Consider the following 15,434-nt stretch of genomic DNA (forward strand, 5'->3'; position numbering starts at 1 on the left):
CGACGCGCCGTGGGGCTCGGCGCCGGGCGCCGCAACCGACGTGGCAGGGGACTGGGTCTCGGTGTCGCTCGTCATCGCATACACCGTAGGCGCCTGGACCGACAGGCCGGTTCCGTCATCCACAGGGGGCCTGCAAGGATGAGCGGCATGGACGCTGCGACCCGCCGGTTCCTCGTGCCGTTGCGCTGGAGCGACATGGATGCCTACGGGCATGTCAACAACGTCCAGTTCCTCCGGCTCCTCGAGGACGCGCGGGTCATCGCGTTCCGCGAGTGGTTCGGCGACGAGCGGAGCATGCTCGAGACGGGGGTCCTCGTCGCCCGGCACGAGATCGAGTACCTCGCTCCTCTCACCTTCCGGCATGCGCCGATCGCGGTCGACATGTGGACGACGAAGATCGGGGGCGCCGGGTTCGACCTGTCCTACGAGGTGCGCGACCCCGAGGACGTCGGCTCCGAGCTGTATGCGAGGGCCGAGACGACGCTCGTCGCGTACGACTTCCGCAGGGCCGCCCCCCGCCGGCTCACCCCGGAGGAGCGGGACCAGCTGCGGCTGCTCGAAGGAGAGCCGGTCCCCTTCCGCTGGCGCCGGCGGTGAGCTCGCCTGCCGCGCTGCGGTTGGCGGACCCCGAGACGGCGCGGGACCTCGCGACGTATGCCGCGCGCGTCCGGGCGGTCGACGCCGACGCCGGCATGCGCCTGCAGGCCGCGGGGTCGACGCTCGCCGTGTGGGTCGGCGTCCTGCCCGGTCAGGGACTCACATCGGCCGGTGTCGTCCTCGGACTCCGCGTCGTCGCCCTCGCCGAGCCGGCCGAGCTCGACGCCGTCGTGCCGGTCGGGGCGATCGGCGACCGCCTGGTTCGACCGGACGCGGGAACGATTCTCCCGGTGCCCCCCACCCGGGTCGTCGCTCCGTGGGCCGCGGTGACCCCCCCGCGCGGCGGCTGGGACCTCGTCGGGCCCGTGGACCCGGCCGACATCGCGGAGACCTCCCGGTCCGGAATCGCCGAGGTGGCGCGCGGGACGCCCGACGGTGCTGGCAGCCTCGCCGTCGGCGCGCTCCGGCAACGCGTCTGGTCGGCCATGACCTCGACGACGCCGCCGTTCCGGGCCGGGCTGGCCTTCGGCGCGGTGACGCTCGGCTTCGTGCCGCCCGGCGGCGAGCTGCGTCTCTATGCCTGCGGCCCGTGGACCCGGCTGACGAGCAGGGTCGGGCACGTCCTCACCCGCTGACGGGGATCTCGGGACCCGTTCCCTATCGGGTGGGCGCCTCGACCCCTCTGGTCCTCGCTGAGCGGGCGGCTCGACCCCTCTGGTCCTCGCTGAGCGGGCGGTGTCGGCCGCCCTCCTTTCGGATCGGTCGTGTGCTCCGGCCGCCTCGATCCGGTCAGGCATCCAACGGCCTCCGCAGCGCCCTCGCATACCTCGACCCGATCGGTGCCGGGTGCGGTCGAGGTATCCAGCAACCACCAGAACGTCACCACATACCTCGACCGCCAGGGTGTCCCCTCAGTCGAGGTATCCAGGGGCTGCCGCCGGGTCTCTACGTACCTCGACTCGATCGGATCTGCGGGCGGTCGAGGTATCCAGGAACCACCAGAACGTCACCACATACCTCGACCGCCAGGGTGTCCCCTCAGTCGATGTATCCAGCGACCAGCGCAGCGCCTGCGCATACCTCGACCCGATCGGTGCCGGGTTCGGTCGAGGTATCCAGCGACTCCTGGGTCGCTACGTACCTCGACCGGACCCATCGTCGCCCGGATGGTGGGCTCCACGAGGCCCGTGTTCCGGCCGAGCGGGCATGACGGCCCCTCACCCGCTGACGGGGTCCTCGGACAGGGGAGTGGGCCGAACGATCGTGCGCCACAGGTGGACGAGCATGGCGACGAAGGTCAGGGCCCAGGCCGTCAGGGCCACCCAGCACTCGGCGTCTCCGATGGCCTCGACCAGCGGCAGCCGGTCGGCGTGGCCGAGGAGGCGGGCTCCGACGCCATACATGCCGAGGGGGAAGACGACGCTCCAGAGTCCCGGCTCGTAGCGGAGGGGGACGCGGTGGCGGACGTGCCTCCAGTAGCCCCCGATGACCAGCGGCGGGATGAGCCAGGTGCCGAAGGCCCAGAAGAAGACCGACGTGCCGGCGATGAGCCCCCGGGTGGCGTCGACCATCGGGGCGTCGGCCATCCCCACGATCCGCGAGCCGGCGACGACGGTGATGGCCGTGGCACCCATGGATACCCAGTAGGGCGGGATCAGATCGACCGGGCGCAAGGGGTGCACAAGCAGACGGAGCGAGACGAAGACGCCAACCGCTCCGTAGAGGAAGGCGCCCACCGACCAGGAGACGACGGCGACCACCGCGAGCGGCGATCGGGCAGCCGGCAGCTCGACCTCCAGGGTGGCGGCCAGGACCGCGATCGACTGGCTGGCGACGACCCAGATGAACCAGGTCCCATCAGCGGTGTGCAGCAGGGGACGCTCGTCCCGTCCGAGGACCGCGGTCCACGGAAGGGTGTAGCCCAGTACGACCCAGGTCATGGTGGCCACCGCGAGCAGCACGACGGTGGTGGCGTGGGGCGGCCCGGTCCCGATGCGGCTGCCGAGGACGCATGTCGCCGCGACGAAGGTGAAGGAACCGAATGCGCGACGGGGGTCGGCGAGGTCGGACCGTACCGCGTCGTGGTGGCGCACCACACGGACGATGCTGAGGAGGATGAGGATGGCGTAGATCGCGATCGCGATGACGAGCAAGGCCGCGGAGAGCGACGCCCACCCCTTCAGCTGGGTTGCTACCGATACGATGCCGGTCGCCATGACGGCCGCGAAGTAGCCCGGCGTGAGCGTGCGCACGGCCTCGTCCGCGCGAGCAGCGAGCCCGCTGGCGGGCGCGCGTTCGTCCTCCATGGGCGTCGTGGCGGGCGGCACGCCCCTCAGGGTAGAGCCCGCGCCGCTCGCCGAGCACCAGACGCGAGTCTTCCGCCCTTCGCACGTGCCGAGAAGATGTCGTCAGGACGCCCGATCGATGACAACAAGTCGGCACGTGCGAGTTGGGGTGTTGCACGTGCCGAGAAGATGTCGTCAGGACGCCCGATCGACGACAACAAGTCGGCACGTGCGAGATCTGCCGTGGCCGGACCGCGGCGGCCGGACCGCGGCGGGCGACCGCGGCGGGCGACCGCGGCGGGCGACCACGACAACCCCGCACCTGCCGGAATGCTCCGGGCGCCTCAGCCGTCCCGGCGCAGCGGGGTGCCGCGGGCGGCGAGGACGTCGCGCAGGACGTCGATGCGGTCGCTGATGATGCCGTCGACGCCCCAGTCGAGCAGGCGCTCCATGGCGGCCGGCTCGTCGACGGTCCACACGTGGACGTGCTTGCCGAGCCGATGGGCCCGCTCGACGAGGGCCGGCGAGACGATCCGCAGGGTCCGGCCGCGGACTGGGACGATCTCGGGCACCTGGAGGACCGGTGCGGGCGTCGCGAGCCAGCGCGAGACGAGCCGCGGCGCGAGGACGAGGCCGGCCGTCCCGACCTGACCGGCCGCCGTCGCGAGCCGGGGCCCGAGGGCCCGGCGCACCGCCCGGAGCCGACGCTCGGAGAACGACGCGACGCACACCCGGTCGACGGCGGAGTGCGCCCGGATCGTCGCGACGAGGGGGCCGATCGCGGGGCCGGCCTTGACGTCGACGTTGATCCGCGTCCCGGGCAGCTCCTCGAGGAGGTCGTCGAACCGCGGGATCGCCTCGGCGCCACCCACCCGCAGCGACCGGATCACGGCATACGGCTGCGACGCAACGGAACCCACGCCGTCGGTCACCCGCTCGAGGATCGTGTCGTGGAAGGCGAGGAGCATCCCGTCGGACGTCGCGTGGACGTCGGTCTCGAGGTACCGGTACCCCATCGCGACCGCCGCCCGGAACGCGGCGAGGGTGTTCTCGATCCCGCGATTCGGTCCGTATGCCGCGCCGCCCCGGTGGGCGAGCCCCACCGGGGTCGGCGCGTCGAGGTAGGCGAAGTCGTTTGCCGTCCGGCGCATCGCGATGTGGGGAGCCGGTCAGCCGAGCCAGACGGTCGTGTCGGTCGGCAGCCGGCCCTCCTCGGTGAGCGGCCCGGAGGCGACGAGGACGGATCCCGCCTCGGCGGGCAGCTCGACGGGCGTCGCGCCGAGGTTGGCGACGACTGTCGTCCGCTCGCCGCTCCCGGCCACGTTGACGAGGGCGACGACGGCGTCGTCGTCGAACCCGGTGAGCCACTCCATGCCGCCGTTGCCGAGCCGACGTTCCCGCCGGATGCGCAGCAGCGTCCGGTACAGCTCGAGGGTCGAGCCGGGCACGCCGTCCTGCTGGTCGACGGCATACGCGCCGTATGCGGCGGGCTGGGGCAGCCACGCTTCCGCGGAGGGCCCGAACCCGAAGGAGGGCGCGTCCTTGACCCAGGGGATCGGCACCCGGCACCCGTCCCGCCCGAGCTCGACGCCCTTGGTGAACCGGAACGTCGGGTCCTGGCGCACCTCGTCGGGCAGCTCCGTCGAGTCCGGCAGGCCGAGCTCCTCGCCCTGGTAGAGGTAGGCGCCGCCGGGCAGGGCGAGCATGAGGGTCGTCGCGGCGCGTGCCCGCCGCAGCCCCAGCGCCTCGTCGGGCTGCGGGTCGGCGGCGCCGATCCCGTTGGGGCGCGGGAGATCCTGTGGCAGTCCGAGCCGGGAGGCGTGCCGGACGACGTCGTGGTTGGACAGCACCCACGTCGTCGGCGCCCCGACCGAGTCGTTGGAGCGCAGGGACAGCTCGATGACGTCATGGAGGGCGTCGGCATACCAGTGCGTCGCGAGGAAGGGGAAGTTGAACGCCTGCTGGAACTCGTCGTCGCGGACGTAGAGCGCCATCCGCTCGGCCGGCTGGACCCATGCCTCGGCACACATCATCCGCTCGTGCGTCGGGTCGGCGGCGGTGTACTCGTCGAGGATCGTGCGCCACCCGGCGTAGATCTCGTGGACGCCGTCCTGGTCCCAGAAGGGCGAGGTGTTCGTCGGAAGCCGGTCGCCCTCGGGCCCGAAGTCGTGGTTGACGCCGTTGAAGTCGGGCAGGCCCTCGCGCTTGACGAGCCCGTGCGCGACATCGACCCGGAAGCCGTCGACGCCCCGGTCGAGCCAGTACCGGATGATGTCGTGGAACTCCGCGCGGACCTCCGGGTTCTGCCAGTTGAGGTCCGGCTGGTGGTAGTCGAACAGGTGGAGGTACCACTGGCCGTCGTCGACCCGCTGCCAGGCGGAGCCGCCGAAGTTGGACTTCCAGTTGTTCGGCGGCTCGCTGCCGTCGGGCCCCTTGCCGTCGCGGAAGACGTACCGCTCGCGCTCGGGGCTGCCCGGTGCCGCCGCGAGGGCGGCCTCGAACCAGACGTGGTGGTTGGACGTGTGGTTCGGGACGAGGTCGACGATGACGCGCAGGCCGAGCTCGTGGGCGCGGGCGATCATCGCGTCGGCGTCGGCGAGCGTGCCGAAGAGCGGGTCGATGTCGCGGTAGTCCGTCACGTCGTACCCGGCGTCGGCCATCGGCGAGACGTAGAACGGCGACAGCCAGATCGCGTCGACGCCGAGCGCCGTGAGGTAGGGCAGCCGGTCGGTGACCGCGGGCAGATCGCCGACCCCGTCACCGTTGCTGTCCGCGAACGAGCGCGGGTAGATCTGGTAGATCACCGCGCTGCGCCACCACGGGGCGTCGACGGGGTCGGGCTGGTGGATGAGGCTCTCGGACGTCCTCTCGAGCACTGAAGTCACGGGGCACCATGCTCCACCACGGCTCGGGTGACGCCAAAGTGATCGCCGCGCGTCTCGCATACTGACAACGACGAGACGGTATGCCGGGGATCGGCCGGCTCGACGGGTCGGGTCAGGCCGCCAGTGTTATCGGGTGACCCCATAACACTGAGCTTCACCCGACAAGGGAAGTCGGGTGAACCTCAGTCTTGTCGGGTGACCCCGGAACACTGCAGCCGACGAGGGACTTCGGCCCGCCACCTACCAGCTTTATCGGGTGACCCGATAAAGCTGACCTTCACCCGACAAGGGAAGTCGGGTGGACCTCCGTCTTGTCGGGTGACCCGATAAAGCGTGTCGCCGGGGAGGGAGGGTCAGCCGGGGGTGTTGACGAGCATGTATGCCGCGCGCTCGAGGTAGTCGCGGAGAGCGAGGTCGTGCGCGGGGTCGAGGTCGAGGGTGTCGACGGCGGCGAGCATGTGCAGGAGCCACCGGTCCCGCATGTCGGGGGTCACGGCGTAGGGGACGTGTCGCATCCGCAGGCGGGGGTGGCCGCGCTCCTGGGAGTAGGTCGTCGGGCCGCCCCAGTACTGCTCGAGGAACATCCGCAGCCGTCGCTCGGCGGGACCGAGATCCTCCTCCGGGTAGAGCGCACGGAGCTCCGGGTCGGACGCGACCCCTTCGTAGAAGACGCGGACGAGCGTCTCGAACGTCGCGTGCCCACCGACCTGGTCGTAGAACGTCTCGGCCTCGCCCCGCACCTCACTCACCGTGCCAGTCTCTCAAACCTCGTATGCCGCTCTCGCCACGTGGGTGCGTCGGCCCCTCCCAACCCGTCGAGCAGGCGGGTCGGCCACGCCCCACACCCGGCGAGAGGGTGGTCGACACCCGCCGACCCCACCCGTCGTCGGCCGACCGGGGAGGAGGTGAACGATCAGGGACGGCCGAAGGGCATCGGCGGCGGGCCTTCGATGCCGGCCTTGTCGAGGGCGATCTTGATCCGCTCCCGCAGCTCCCGCTGGACGGGGAAGTTCTGCTGGGGGAGGCACTTGCACGTCGTGCGGATCGTCAGCGTGGCTCCGCCGACGGACTCGATGCCGATGACCTGGGGGGCCTCGATGAGCTTGTCGCTCCACGCGGGGTCGTGGTCGAGGGCGTCGACCGCGCCACGGATGACCGAGAGCGCCGTCTCGGTGTTCTCGGTGTAGGCGATGGGCGTGTCGACGATGGCCACCGACCAGCCCTGCGTCGTGTTGCCGACCCGGACGAACTGGCCGTTGGGCACGTACCACGCGACGCCGTTCGCGTCGCGGATCCGGGTGACGCGCAGCGAGACGTCCTCGACGGTGCCGACGACGCTGGGGCCGGTCGCGAGCCCCGCCTCGACGACGTCGCCGACGCCGTACTGGTCCTCCATGATCATGACGACGCCGGACAGATAGTCCTTGACGAGGCTCTGGGCGCCGATACCGAGGGCCACACCACCGATACCGGCCGAGGCGATGAGCGGCCCGAGGGGGATGCCGAGGATGTCGAGGACGGTGACGACGGCGATCGCCCCGATGAGGATGGTGAGGGCGCTGCGAACCATCGTCGAGGTCGTCCGGACCCGGTGGGCGTGCCGCTCGACATAGGCCTGCGGGTCCTCCTGCGCATGCTGGCCGCTCGCGCCGCTCGCACCGCTCGCACCGACCGCGACGAACCGGGTCAGCCGGCTGTCGATGGCCGCCTTGGACAGGCCCCGGACGAGCCGGTTCACCATCCACTTGAGAGCGACGGCGATGACGATGACGAGGAGGATCTTCACGCCGGGGCCGAGGAGCCAGTCGGTGACGTCGGACCACGTGAGCGCGGCCGAGTCGGCGAGGGAGAGCCGGACGAGACGGACGGGCACGGCGGCGCTCAGCCCTCCGTGTCGCGCCGCTGCGCCCGCAAGGCCCGGGCGACGCCGTCGCGGTTCTCCGCGACGAGCCGGCCGAGGGCGGCCGGTGCGTCGGCGTGCGTGTCGAGCCACGCCTGCGTCGCGTCGAGGAGGCGCTGGTCGGCGAGCGCGCGCGGGTAGAACCACATGACGATGGCCTCGGCGATGGCGTGCGTCCGGGAGGCCCAGACGTCCGTGAGCATCGCGTGATAGCGCTCGATGTAGGGCTCGAGGAGCGCGAGGTCGCTCGGCCGGCCGAACCCGAGCCCGGTCGCCTCGACGACGGAGTTGGGCAGCCCGTCCTTCTCGATCGCCTCGCGCCACGCGGCGGCCTTGAGCTCCGGCCGTGGGATCGCCGCGAGGGCGCGCGCCGCCCGCTCGCGTCCGGTTGCGGTCCGGTCGTGCGCGTGCTCGGCGTCGATCTCGGACTCCGGCGCGTCCCCCGTCGCCGCGAGCGCGGTGAGCAGCGTCCACCGCATCTCGGTGTCGACGGCGAGCCCGTCGAGGGACTCGGTGCCCTCGAGGAGGTCCCGCACCCAGGTCACGTCGTCGCCGGGTCGCAGGAGCGCGGCATACGTCGTGACGAGCTGGAGCTGGGCGTCGCTGCCCGGTGCGGCGGCGCGGGCGAGGTCGCGCAGCGTCGCGACGGCCCGCTCACGCAGCTCCTCGCGGTGGTCGGGCTCGACGTAGGACTGGACCGCGGTCTGGATCTGACCGAGGACCGTCCGCAGGAGGGTCGAGTCGCTCTCGCCGGGAAGGCTCGCGAGGGCGAGGTCGACGAAGTCCCGGGCGCGCATCTCGGCGTCGCGCGTCATGTCCCAGGCGGCCCCGAGGACGAGGGAGCGGGGGAGGGAGTCGCCGAACCCTCGCGGATGCGCGAGGGCGGTGGCGAGGGACCGCGGGTCGAGCCGGATCTTCGCGTATGCGAGGTCGCCCTCGTTGAGGAGCAGCAGGTCCGGCTGGGGCCGGCCGACGAGCTCGGGCAGCTCGGTCCGCTCGCCGTCGACGTCGACCTCGAGGTAGTCGACCCGCTCGAGGACGTCGCCGACGACGTCGTAGAGCCCGATCCCGAGGCGGTGCGGGCGCAGCGTCGGGTGGTCGGCCGGGAAGGTCTGCTCGACGGCCGCCGACGAGACGAGCCCGTGGTCGTCGACGGCGACGAGGGGGCGCAGCGTGTTGACGCCCGCGGTCTCCAGCCACAGCTTCGACCAGCCGGTCAGGTCGCGGCCGGAGGACTCGCTCAGCTCGTCGAGGAGATCGGGGAGCGTCGTGTTGGCCCAGGCGTGCTTGTGGAAGTAGGCCCGCAGGCCGGCGACGAACGGCTCCCTCCCGACGTACGCGACGAGCTGCTTGAGGACCGAGGCCCCCTTGGCATACGTGATGCCGTCGAAGTTGACCTCGACGTCCTGCAGGTCGCGGATCGGCGCGACGATGGGGTGGGTCGAGGAGAGCTGGTCCTGGGCGTAGGCCCAGGTCTTCTCGTGGGTGCCGAAGGTGGTCCAGGCGCTCGTCCAGTGCGTCGCCTCGGCCTGGCACGTCGTCGACGCCCATTCGGCGAAGGACTCGTTGAGCCACAGGTCGTCCCACCAGCGCATCGTCACGAGGTTGCCGAACCACATGTGGGCCAGCTCGTGGAGGATCGTCAGGGCCCGCCGTTCGACGAGGGCCTCGGGCACCTTGGCCCGGAAGATGTAGACCTCGTTGATGGTCACCGCGCCGGCGTTCTCCATCGCGCCCATGTTGTACTCGGGCGTGAAGAGCTGGTCGTACTTGGTGAAGGGGTACTCGCGGTCGAACTCCGCCTCGAAGAAGGCGAAGCCGCGCTTGGTGAGGTCGAAGATGTCGTCCGCGTCGAGGTACCGCGACAGTGACTTGCGGCAGTAGATGGCCATCGGCACCGCACCCTTGCGGCTGCTCGCCTCGTCGCGCACGACGTCGTAGGGGCCCGCGACGAGCGCCGTGATGTAGGAGCTCATCCGCTCGGTGGCCGGGAAGGCCCAGGTCGCGACGTCGTCACCCGCCGGGATCGGCTCGGGGGTCGGCGAGTTCGACACGACGTGCCAGTGCGCGGGCGCGGTCACCGTGAAGGCGAAGGTCGCCTTGAGGTCGGGCTGGTCGAAGACGGCGAACATCCGCCGGGAGTCGGCAACCTCGAACTGGGAGTAGAGGTACACCTCGTCGTCGACCGGGTCGACGAACCGGTGGAGTCCCTCGCCGGTGTTCATGTAGCGGGCCGTGCCGTCGACCTCGAGGACGTTGTGCCCGGCGAGCGTCGGGAGGGTGACCCGCACGCCGTCGAAGTGGGTCGCGGGGTCCAGCTCGGCACCGTTGAGGACGATCCGCTCGACCGAGTCGCCGATGAAGTCGAGGAACGTCGTCTCGCCCGGCACCCGGGCCGCGAAGGTCACCGTGCTCCGAGACCGGAACGTCTCCGGCGACGTCGTGAGGTCGAGATGGACGTCGTAGCGGTCGACCGCCACGAGGGCGGCGCGATCCTGCGCCTCACTGCGGGTCAGGTTCTTGCCGGGCACGCGCGCTCCTTCCGGGACCGGAGCCGAGCCCTCGTGGGGCCGCCTCCTGGGCAGCGGACGCCGCCGGGTGTCGAGGGCGACGCTCCGCGCCATCCTCGCACGACCGGCCCAGGCGCAGGGAGCCGTCGGAGCGTGTGAGGATGGTGTCGTGACGACGACGACGGTGAGCCCCGAGAGTACGGCGACAGATTCCCGCACGACCGCCGAGTTCTGGTTCGACCCGCTGTGTCCCTGGGCCTGGATGACCTCGCGCTGGATGATGGAGGTCGAGAAGGTCCGCCCCGTCGATGTGACGTGGTCGGTCATGAGCCTGTCCGTCCTCAACGAGGGCCGTGACCTGCCCGAGGACTACCGGGCGATGATCGACCGAGGGTGGGGCCCCGTGCGGGTCATCATCGCCGCCCGGCGCGACCACGGCGAGGAGGTCGTCAAGCCGCTGTACGACGCGATGGGCACCCGGATCCACCTCGGGGGCGAGCGGGACTACACGAAGATCCTCGAGCCGGCCCTCGAGGAGGTCGGTCTCCCGCTCGAGCTGGCCCGGTATGCCGACACCGACGAGGTCGACGACCTCCTCCGCGCGAGCCACCAGCGGGCCATCGACCTCGTCGGGGACGAGGTCGGCACACCCGTCGTCTCCGTCAACGGCGTGGCGTTCTTCGGTCCCGTCGTCACCCCGGCGCCGAAGGGCGAGGCGGCCGGGCGGTTGTGGGATGGTTGTGTCCTCGTGGCCGGGACGCCCGGCTTCTACGAGCTGAAGCGGAGCCGCGATCAGGGTCCCATCTTCGACTGAGGCCCGGTGGACGGCGGTCGCCCGCAGGCAGCAGGACGGACCGACCCTGCCCGGTGACCCGGTGCAGGACGACTGGAGGAGGCACACCCATGCGGGTGCACATCGGCGGTGACCACGCGGCATACGACATGCACCAGGATCTCCTGGCGTTCCTGCGGGCCGAGGGCCACGAGGTGACCAACCACGGTGCGTTCGAGCTCGATCCGGAGGACGACTACCCCGTCTTCTGCCTGCGGGCCGCGGAGGCCGTCGCGGCCGACCCGGAGTCCCTCGGCATCGTCCTCGGCGGGTCGGGCAACGGCGAGCAGATCGCCGCGAACAAGGTTCCCGGGATCCGGGCCGCGCTCTGCTACGACGACGAGATGGCCCAGCTGGCCCGCCAGCACAACAACGCGCAGGTCATCTCGATCGGTGGTCGGATGACGAGCTTCGAGCAGGCCCGATCCATGGTGCGGGTCTTCCTCTCCACCTCCTTCAGCGGTGTCGAGCGCCACCAGCGCCGCATCGACATGCTCGCGGCATACGAGAAGGACGGGACCCTCCCTCCGCTCCCGTCCTCCTGAGGGACCGCGACGGCCGCGACCGGACGGACGACCAGACGCGGACCCTCGCGCTGGGATATCGTCGGCCCGCACGACTCCCACGCCCCGCACGACTCCGACCCCCAGGCAGCCTCGTTGACCCCACCGACGATGCGACGCGACGCCCCGGCCAGTCCGCCGTCGCTGCTCGGGCGACGCCTCCGACGGGCCGGTCGCGCGCTGGGACCGGTCCGGCGGCGCGCGTCGACGCTCGTCTTCCTCGCCCTCGTCATCGGCACCGGCGCGCTCGGGCTGTTCCGATGGCACCAGCCGAACGCCATCCCCGGGGTCAGCCTCTACATGCCTCTCGTCGTCCTCGCCGGGCTCTTCCTCCGGCCGGTCGTCGCGGCGGTCTACTACATCTACGTCGCCGCCTGGGTGTCCCTCACCTCGGTGCTCCGGCCCGCGACGACCTCGACTGCGGTCACCGTCTGGTCGTTCGTCTCCCTGATCATCGTCATGGGCTTCATGCTCTGGATCAGCAGGTCCCGGGAGCGGCTGGGCGTCGTCGGCGTGAGCGGGGAGTCGATGTTCGTCGACCTCCGCGACCGGCTGCGGCGCGGCGGTGAGCTCCCGGACCTCCCTGCTCCGTGGTATGCCGAGGCGGCCCTCAACTCCGCCTACGGGTCCTCCTTCTCGGGGGACTTCATGTTGACGAACCTCTCGACCGACGGGAAGCACTTCGAGGTGGCCCTCGTCGACGTCAGCGGAAAGGGGAGCGGTGCGGGTACCCGGGCTCTCCTCCTGTCCGGCGCGTTCGGTGGGCTGCTCGGCTCGGTGAGGCCCGAGGAGTTCCTCTGCAACGCCAACAGCTACCTCATCCGCCAGCAGTGGGACGAGGGGTTCGCGACGTGCGTCCACCTCGACGTCGACCTCGCGACGGGCCGGTACAGCGTCGGGTGCGCCGGCCACCCCCCGCCCGCCCAGTACCTCGCGGGCTCCGGCCGCTGGGCCCTCCTGGAGGACACGACGGGCCCCCTGCTCGGTGTCATCGGCGAGGGCGCCGTCTTCACCCGCTCGTTCGGCGTCATCCGCCCCGGAGACGCGCTCCTGCTCTACACCGACGGGGTCGTCGAGGCCCGCCATCGTGACTTCGCCGACGGCGTCGACCGGATGCTCGGCGTCGCCGAGCCGGGCCGCAACAACGGCTTCCGGGGGCTGGCCACCGCGGTCTGCCGGGCAGCCCGGGCCGGGGAGACCGACGACAAGGCCGTCGTCCTCGTCACCCTCGAGTGAGCAGCGGCCCGATGGACGACGTCGCCCTCGGCGCGCCGCCGGCCGGCCCTGATCCCTCGGCCGGTCGCCGACCCTCGGCGCGTCCTGTCGTGTCGGGTGCTGCTGCCGACGGCTCGGCGGGTTCTGTCGTGTCGGGTGCTGCTGCCGACGGCTCGGCGGGTGTCGTGTCGGGTGCTGCTGCTGACGGCTCGGCGGGTGCTGTCGTGTCGGCGCCTCACCCTGACTGGGTCCGGTCCTATGCGGCCCGCCGCGGTCGTCGGTCGGCCCTCACCGAGGAGCGCCTGGCCCGGTTCCTCCCCTCCCGGCGGATCCCGTCTGGACCACTCGACGCGACGGCCGTGTTCGGGCGCTCCGCGCCGCTCGTCCTCGAGGTGGGGTGCGGTCACGGTGCGGCAGCCGTCGCATACGCCATCGCCTTCCCCAGCCAGGACGTCCTCGCCGTCGACGTCCACACGCCGGGTGTCGCCCGCCTGCTCGCCGCGGCGGACGCGGCCGGCGTCGCGAACCTCCGCGTCGAGCTCGGCGACGCCGTCCACCTCCTCGCCGACCGTCTGGCGCCGGCCTCGCTCGCCGCGGTCCACCTCTTCTTCCCCGACCCATGGCCGAAGGCGAAACACGCCAAGCGCCGCTTCGTCCGGCCGCTGACTCTCGATCTGGTCCACTCCCGCCTCGCCGAGGGCGGCATCCTCCTCGTCGCGACCGACGACGACGGGTACGCCGAGCACACCCTCGCCGAGCTCGCCGCTCACGGTGGCTTCGACGTCGTCGTCGGTGACCGCCCGTCGTGGCGACCGGAGGACGGGTTCGAGGCGAAGGGACGGGCCGCCGGGCGCACCGTCACCGAGGTGCGCGCGACCCGTCGGTGACCAGCCCGCTCGCTCCGTCCTGCCGGGCGACGAGAGGAGACTCGTCGGGCGCTCGGTCACCGGTCCACGCGACCGTCGTCGGTCAGCCCGCTCGCTCCGTCCTGCCGGGCGACGAGAGGAGAATCGTCGAGATCTCCGTGGGGTTGTGCATCGGCCCGGGTCCCCTCAGGCATGCGGACCGTCAGTGTCGGGACACGGATCTCGATCACGAATAGCCCGGGTCTCCTCAGGTATGCGGACCGGCACAGATCCGACTGACGGGGGCGAGGGGGACGGAGCCTGGAGCACGCCGTCTCAGGACTGCTCGTGGACGGCCGCGGGGGCCGGGACGACCGGCAGGGCATCGAGCGCGGGGATGACGCAGTCGGCCAGCAGCGGTGCGATGTCCTCAGGCAGGGGTCCGGCCGCATCGGTCCAGCGGTAGTCGTCGATCTCACCCGCCACCGTCGGCTCGATCGTCGTGCCGCTCAGGAAGACGTCCGACACGACGACGGCCCCTGGCTCGTTGGCGGCCGGTGCCCGGAAGTGGCCGAGCAGGACGAGCTCCGCCGGATCGAGGACCGCTCCGACCTCCTCGGACGCCTCCCGCACCGCCGCGTCGACCGGTGTCTCTCCCGGCTCGAGCTTGCCCCCGGGCAGCATGTACCGCGACGTCCCCCGCTTCCGGACGGTGAGGATGTCGGTGCCCTGACGGAATACGACGCTCGCCGTGATGAACGTCTGGGCCATGTGTTCGTCCACGTGTCCACCCTGCCACGGCCGTCTCTTCGGCTGCAGTGCCTCGGCGGCCGGGGCTGTTCCGGATGACGCCGGGGCCGATTCGATGACGTCGCCGGAGCGTCGTCGCGCTGCCTGACCACGCACGTGAGGGTAGCCGGAGCCGTCGTCGCGCTGCCTGACCACGCACGTGAGGGGTAGCCGGAGCCGTCGTCGCGTCTCCCGCTCCTTCGTCGCGGGATGCGCTGCTCCTCCCGTCATCCTGCCGCCCCGATACGACAACGTGAGGGGTGGGAACGGCTTCGCCGTTTCCCACCCCTCACGTTGTCGGTCGGGGTAGCCGGATTCGAACCGGCGGCCTTCCGCTCCCAAAGCGGACGCGCTACCAAGCTGCGCCATACCCCGTCACCGTCGCGTCGATTTCGGCGGCGCGACGGGCGGGCATTAGGCTAACGCCTGCTCTCGGCCCACGGTCCGGGGGCATGCGCCGGCGTAGCTCAATGGTAGAGCCCCAGTCTTCCAAACTGGCTACGCGAGTTCGATTCTCGTCGCCGGCTCCACCCGCGTTTCCGCTGGTCAGGCCCGGTATCCGTCGCCCACCAGGCACCACCCAGCCACCCGGCTGTCAGTGCCTCGTGCCATAACGTGCCACAGCGACGACGACAGGACCCCTGGCATGACGACGAGCACCACCACGCCACCGACCCACCAGCCCCGCCGCGCCACCATCCGGCCCGGCGACACGCCGGCCGCCACGGCCGGCGCCGACGAGCCCACCCGTCGCGCGTCGAGGCCCGACGGTTCCCGCGCCAGGCCGGCGAGCCTCCTCGCGCCACCCGTAGACCCCCGGCCGCTGGCGACCGCTGGCAAACCTTGCCAATCGACCCTCGCACCCCCTGTAGACGCCAGGCCCCTGCTCGACCTCGAGCCCGGCCCGGCCCGCCGGCCCCAGGTCGAGCTCGTCGGCGACGCCGGCCACGACGTCGAGCCGCCGAGGCGGCCCGACGCGACGGGCGGACCGGCCAGCTGCGCGAGCCTCACCG

The 15,434-nt window shown here is 71.7% G+C and carries 13 protein-coding genes and 2 tRNA genes; 7 read left to right on the plus strand and 8 right to left on the minus strand.

What is annotated here, in order from left to right; translation table 11 throughout:
• The first annotated feature begins 147 nt into the window (after positions 1 to 147).
• On the plus strand, positions 148 to 597 hold the full coding sequence (locus BN12_RS12100; protein WP_048552792.1) for an acyl-CoA thioesterase: 450 nt from the start codon (positions 148 to 150) through the stop codon (positions 595 to 597).
• Positions 594 to 1,232: a hypothetical protein gene (locus tag BN12_RS12105; protein ID WP_235432388.1), complete on the plus strand. Its 639-nt coding sequence runs from the start codon at positions 594 to 596 to the stop codon at positions 1,230 to 1,232. Before BN12_RS12100 ends, BN12_RS12105 begins: the two co-directional genes overlap by 4 nt.
• A 582-nt stretch (positions 1,233 to 1,814) precedes the next feature.
• Here BN12_RS12105 and BN12_RS12110 read toward each other — a convergent pair.
• The 6 genes from BN12_RS12110 to pepN form a co-directional block, all read right to left on the minus strand.
• A complete protein-coding gene (locus tag BN12_RS12110) occupies positions 1,815 to 2,924 on the minus strand; it encodes a tellurite resistance/C4-dicarboxylate transporter family protein (protein ID WP_235432389.1) in 1,110 nt (369 codons plus the stop codon).
• Positions 2,925 to 3,226: 302 nt separating this feature from the next.
• Complete coding sequence (locus BN12_RS12115) at positions 3,227 to 4,033, minus strand: glycerophosphodiester phosphodiesterase family protein (RefSeq protein ID WP_048552794.1); 807 nt, start codon at positions 4,031 to 4,033, stop codon at positions 3,227 to 3,229.
• An 18-nt stretch (positions 4,034 to 4,051) separates the two neighbouring features.
• Positions 4,052 to 5,827, minus strand: coding sequence for a glycoside hydrolase family 13 protein (locus tag BN12_RS12120; protein ID WP_083454610.1), 1,776 nt, complete (start codon positions 5,825 to 5,827; stop codon positions 4,052 to 4,054).
• Positions 5,828 to 6,120: 293 nt separating this feature from the next.
• Positions 6,121 to 6,516 (minus strand): globin, encoded by a 396-nt coding sequence (locus BN12_RS12125; protein ID WP_327152655.1) that lies wholly within the window; start codon positions 6,514 to 6,516, stop codon positions 6,121 to 6,123.
• Between the two features lie 164 nt (positions 6,517 to 6,680).
• Complete coding sequence (locus BN12_RS12130; protein ID WP_235432390.1) at positions 6,681 to 7,640, minus strand: mechanosensitive ion channel family protein; 960 nt, start codon at positions 7,638 to 7,640, stop codon at positions 6,681 to 6,683.
• A gap of 8 nt (positions 7,641 to 7,648) precedes the next feature.
• Entirely contained in the window at positions 7,649 to 10,198 is a 2,550-nt protein-coding gene (gene pepN / locus BN12_RS12135) for an aminopeptidase N (protein ID WP_048552798.1), read from the minus strand.
• 148 nt (positions 10,199 to 10,346) lie between these two features.
• Here pepN and BN12_RS12140 point away from each other — a divergent pair, with 148 nt between their 5' ends.
• The 4 genes from BN12_RS12140 to trmB all read left to right on the plus strand — a co-directional run bounded on the left by BN12_RS12140 (position 10,347) and on the right by trmB (position 13,674).
• Positions 10,347 to 10,991, plus strand: coding sequence for a mycothiol-dependent nitroreductase Rv2466c family protein (locus tag BN12_RS12140; protein WP_048556343.1), 645 nt, complete (start codon positions 10,347 to 10,349; stop codon positions 10,989 to 10,991).
• 89 nt (positions 10,992 to 11,080) lie between these two features.
• Complete coding sequence (locus BN12_RS12145) at positions 11,081 to 11,554, plus strand: ribose-5-phosphate isomerase (RefSeq protein ID WP_048552800.1); 474 nt, start codon at positions 11,081 to 11,083, stop codon at positions 11,552 to 11,554.
• A 129-nt stretch (positions 11,555 to 11,683) separates the two neighbouring features.
• Complete coding sequence (locus BN12_RS12150; protein WP_053080024.1) at positions 11,684 to 12,808, plus strand: PP2C family protein-serine/threonine phosphatase; 1,125 nt, start codon at positions 11,684 to 11,686, stop codon at positions 12,806 to 12,808.
• A 338-nt stretch (positions 12,809 to 13,146) separates the two neighbouring features.
• Positions 13,147 to 13,674, plus strand: coding sequence for a tRNA (guanosine(46)-N7)-methyltransferase TrmB (trmB, locus tag BN12_RS26150; RefSeq protein ID WP_235432391.1), 528 nt, complete (start codon positions 13,147 to 13,149; stop codon positions 13,672 to 13,674).
• Positions 13,675 to 13,968: 294 nt separating this feature from the next.
• On the opposite strand, the gene BN12_RS23810 is transcribed toward trmB, so the two are convergent.
• Together BN12_RS23810 and BN12_RS12165 are read right to left on the minus strand one after the other, a co-directional pair.
• Entirely contained in the window at positions 13,969 to 14,415 is a 447-nt protein-coding gene (locus tag BN12_RS23810) for an NUDIX hydrolase (protein WP_162233083.1), read from the minus strand.
• Positions 14,416 to 14,722: 307 nt separating this feature from the next.
• Positions 14,723 to 14,796 (minus strand) — tRNA-Pro (locus BN12_RS12165).
• 81 nt (positions 14,797 to 14,877) lie between these two features.
• On the opposite strand from BN12_RS12165, the gene BN12_RS12170 reads away from it, so the two are divergent.
• Positions 14,878 to 14,951: transfer RNA gene (locus tag BN12_RS12170), tRNA-Gly, on the plus strand.
• Positions 14,952 to 15,434 lie beyond the last annotated feature (483 nt).

Source organism: Nostocoides japonicum T1-X7 (genome assembly GCF_001046855.1).
GTDB classification, from domain to species: Bacteria; Actinomycetota; Actinomycetes; order Actinomycetales; family Dermatophilaceae; genus Nostocoides; species Nostocoides japonicum.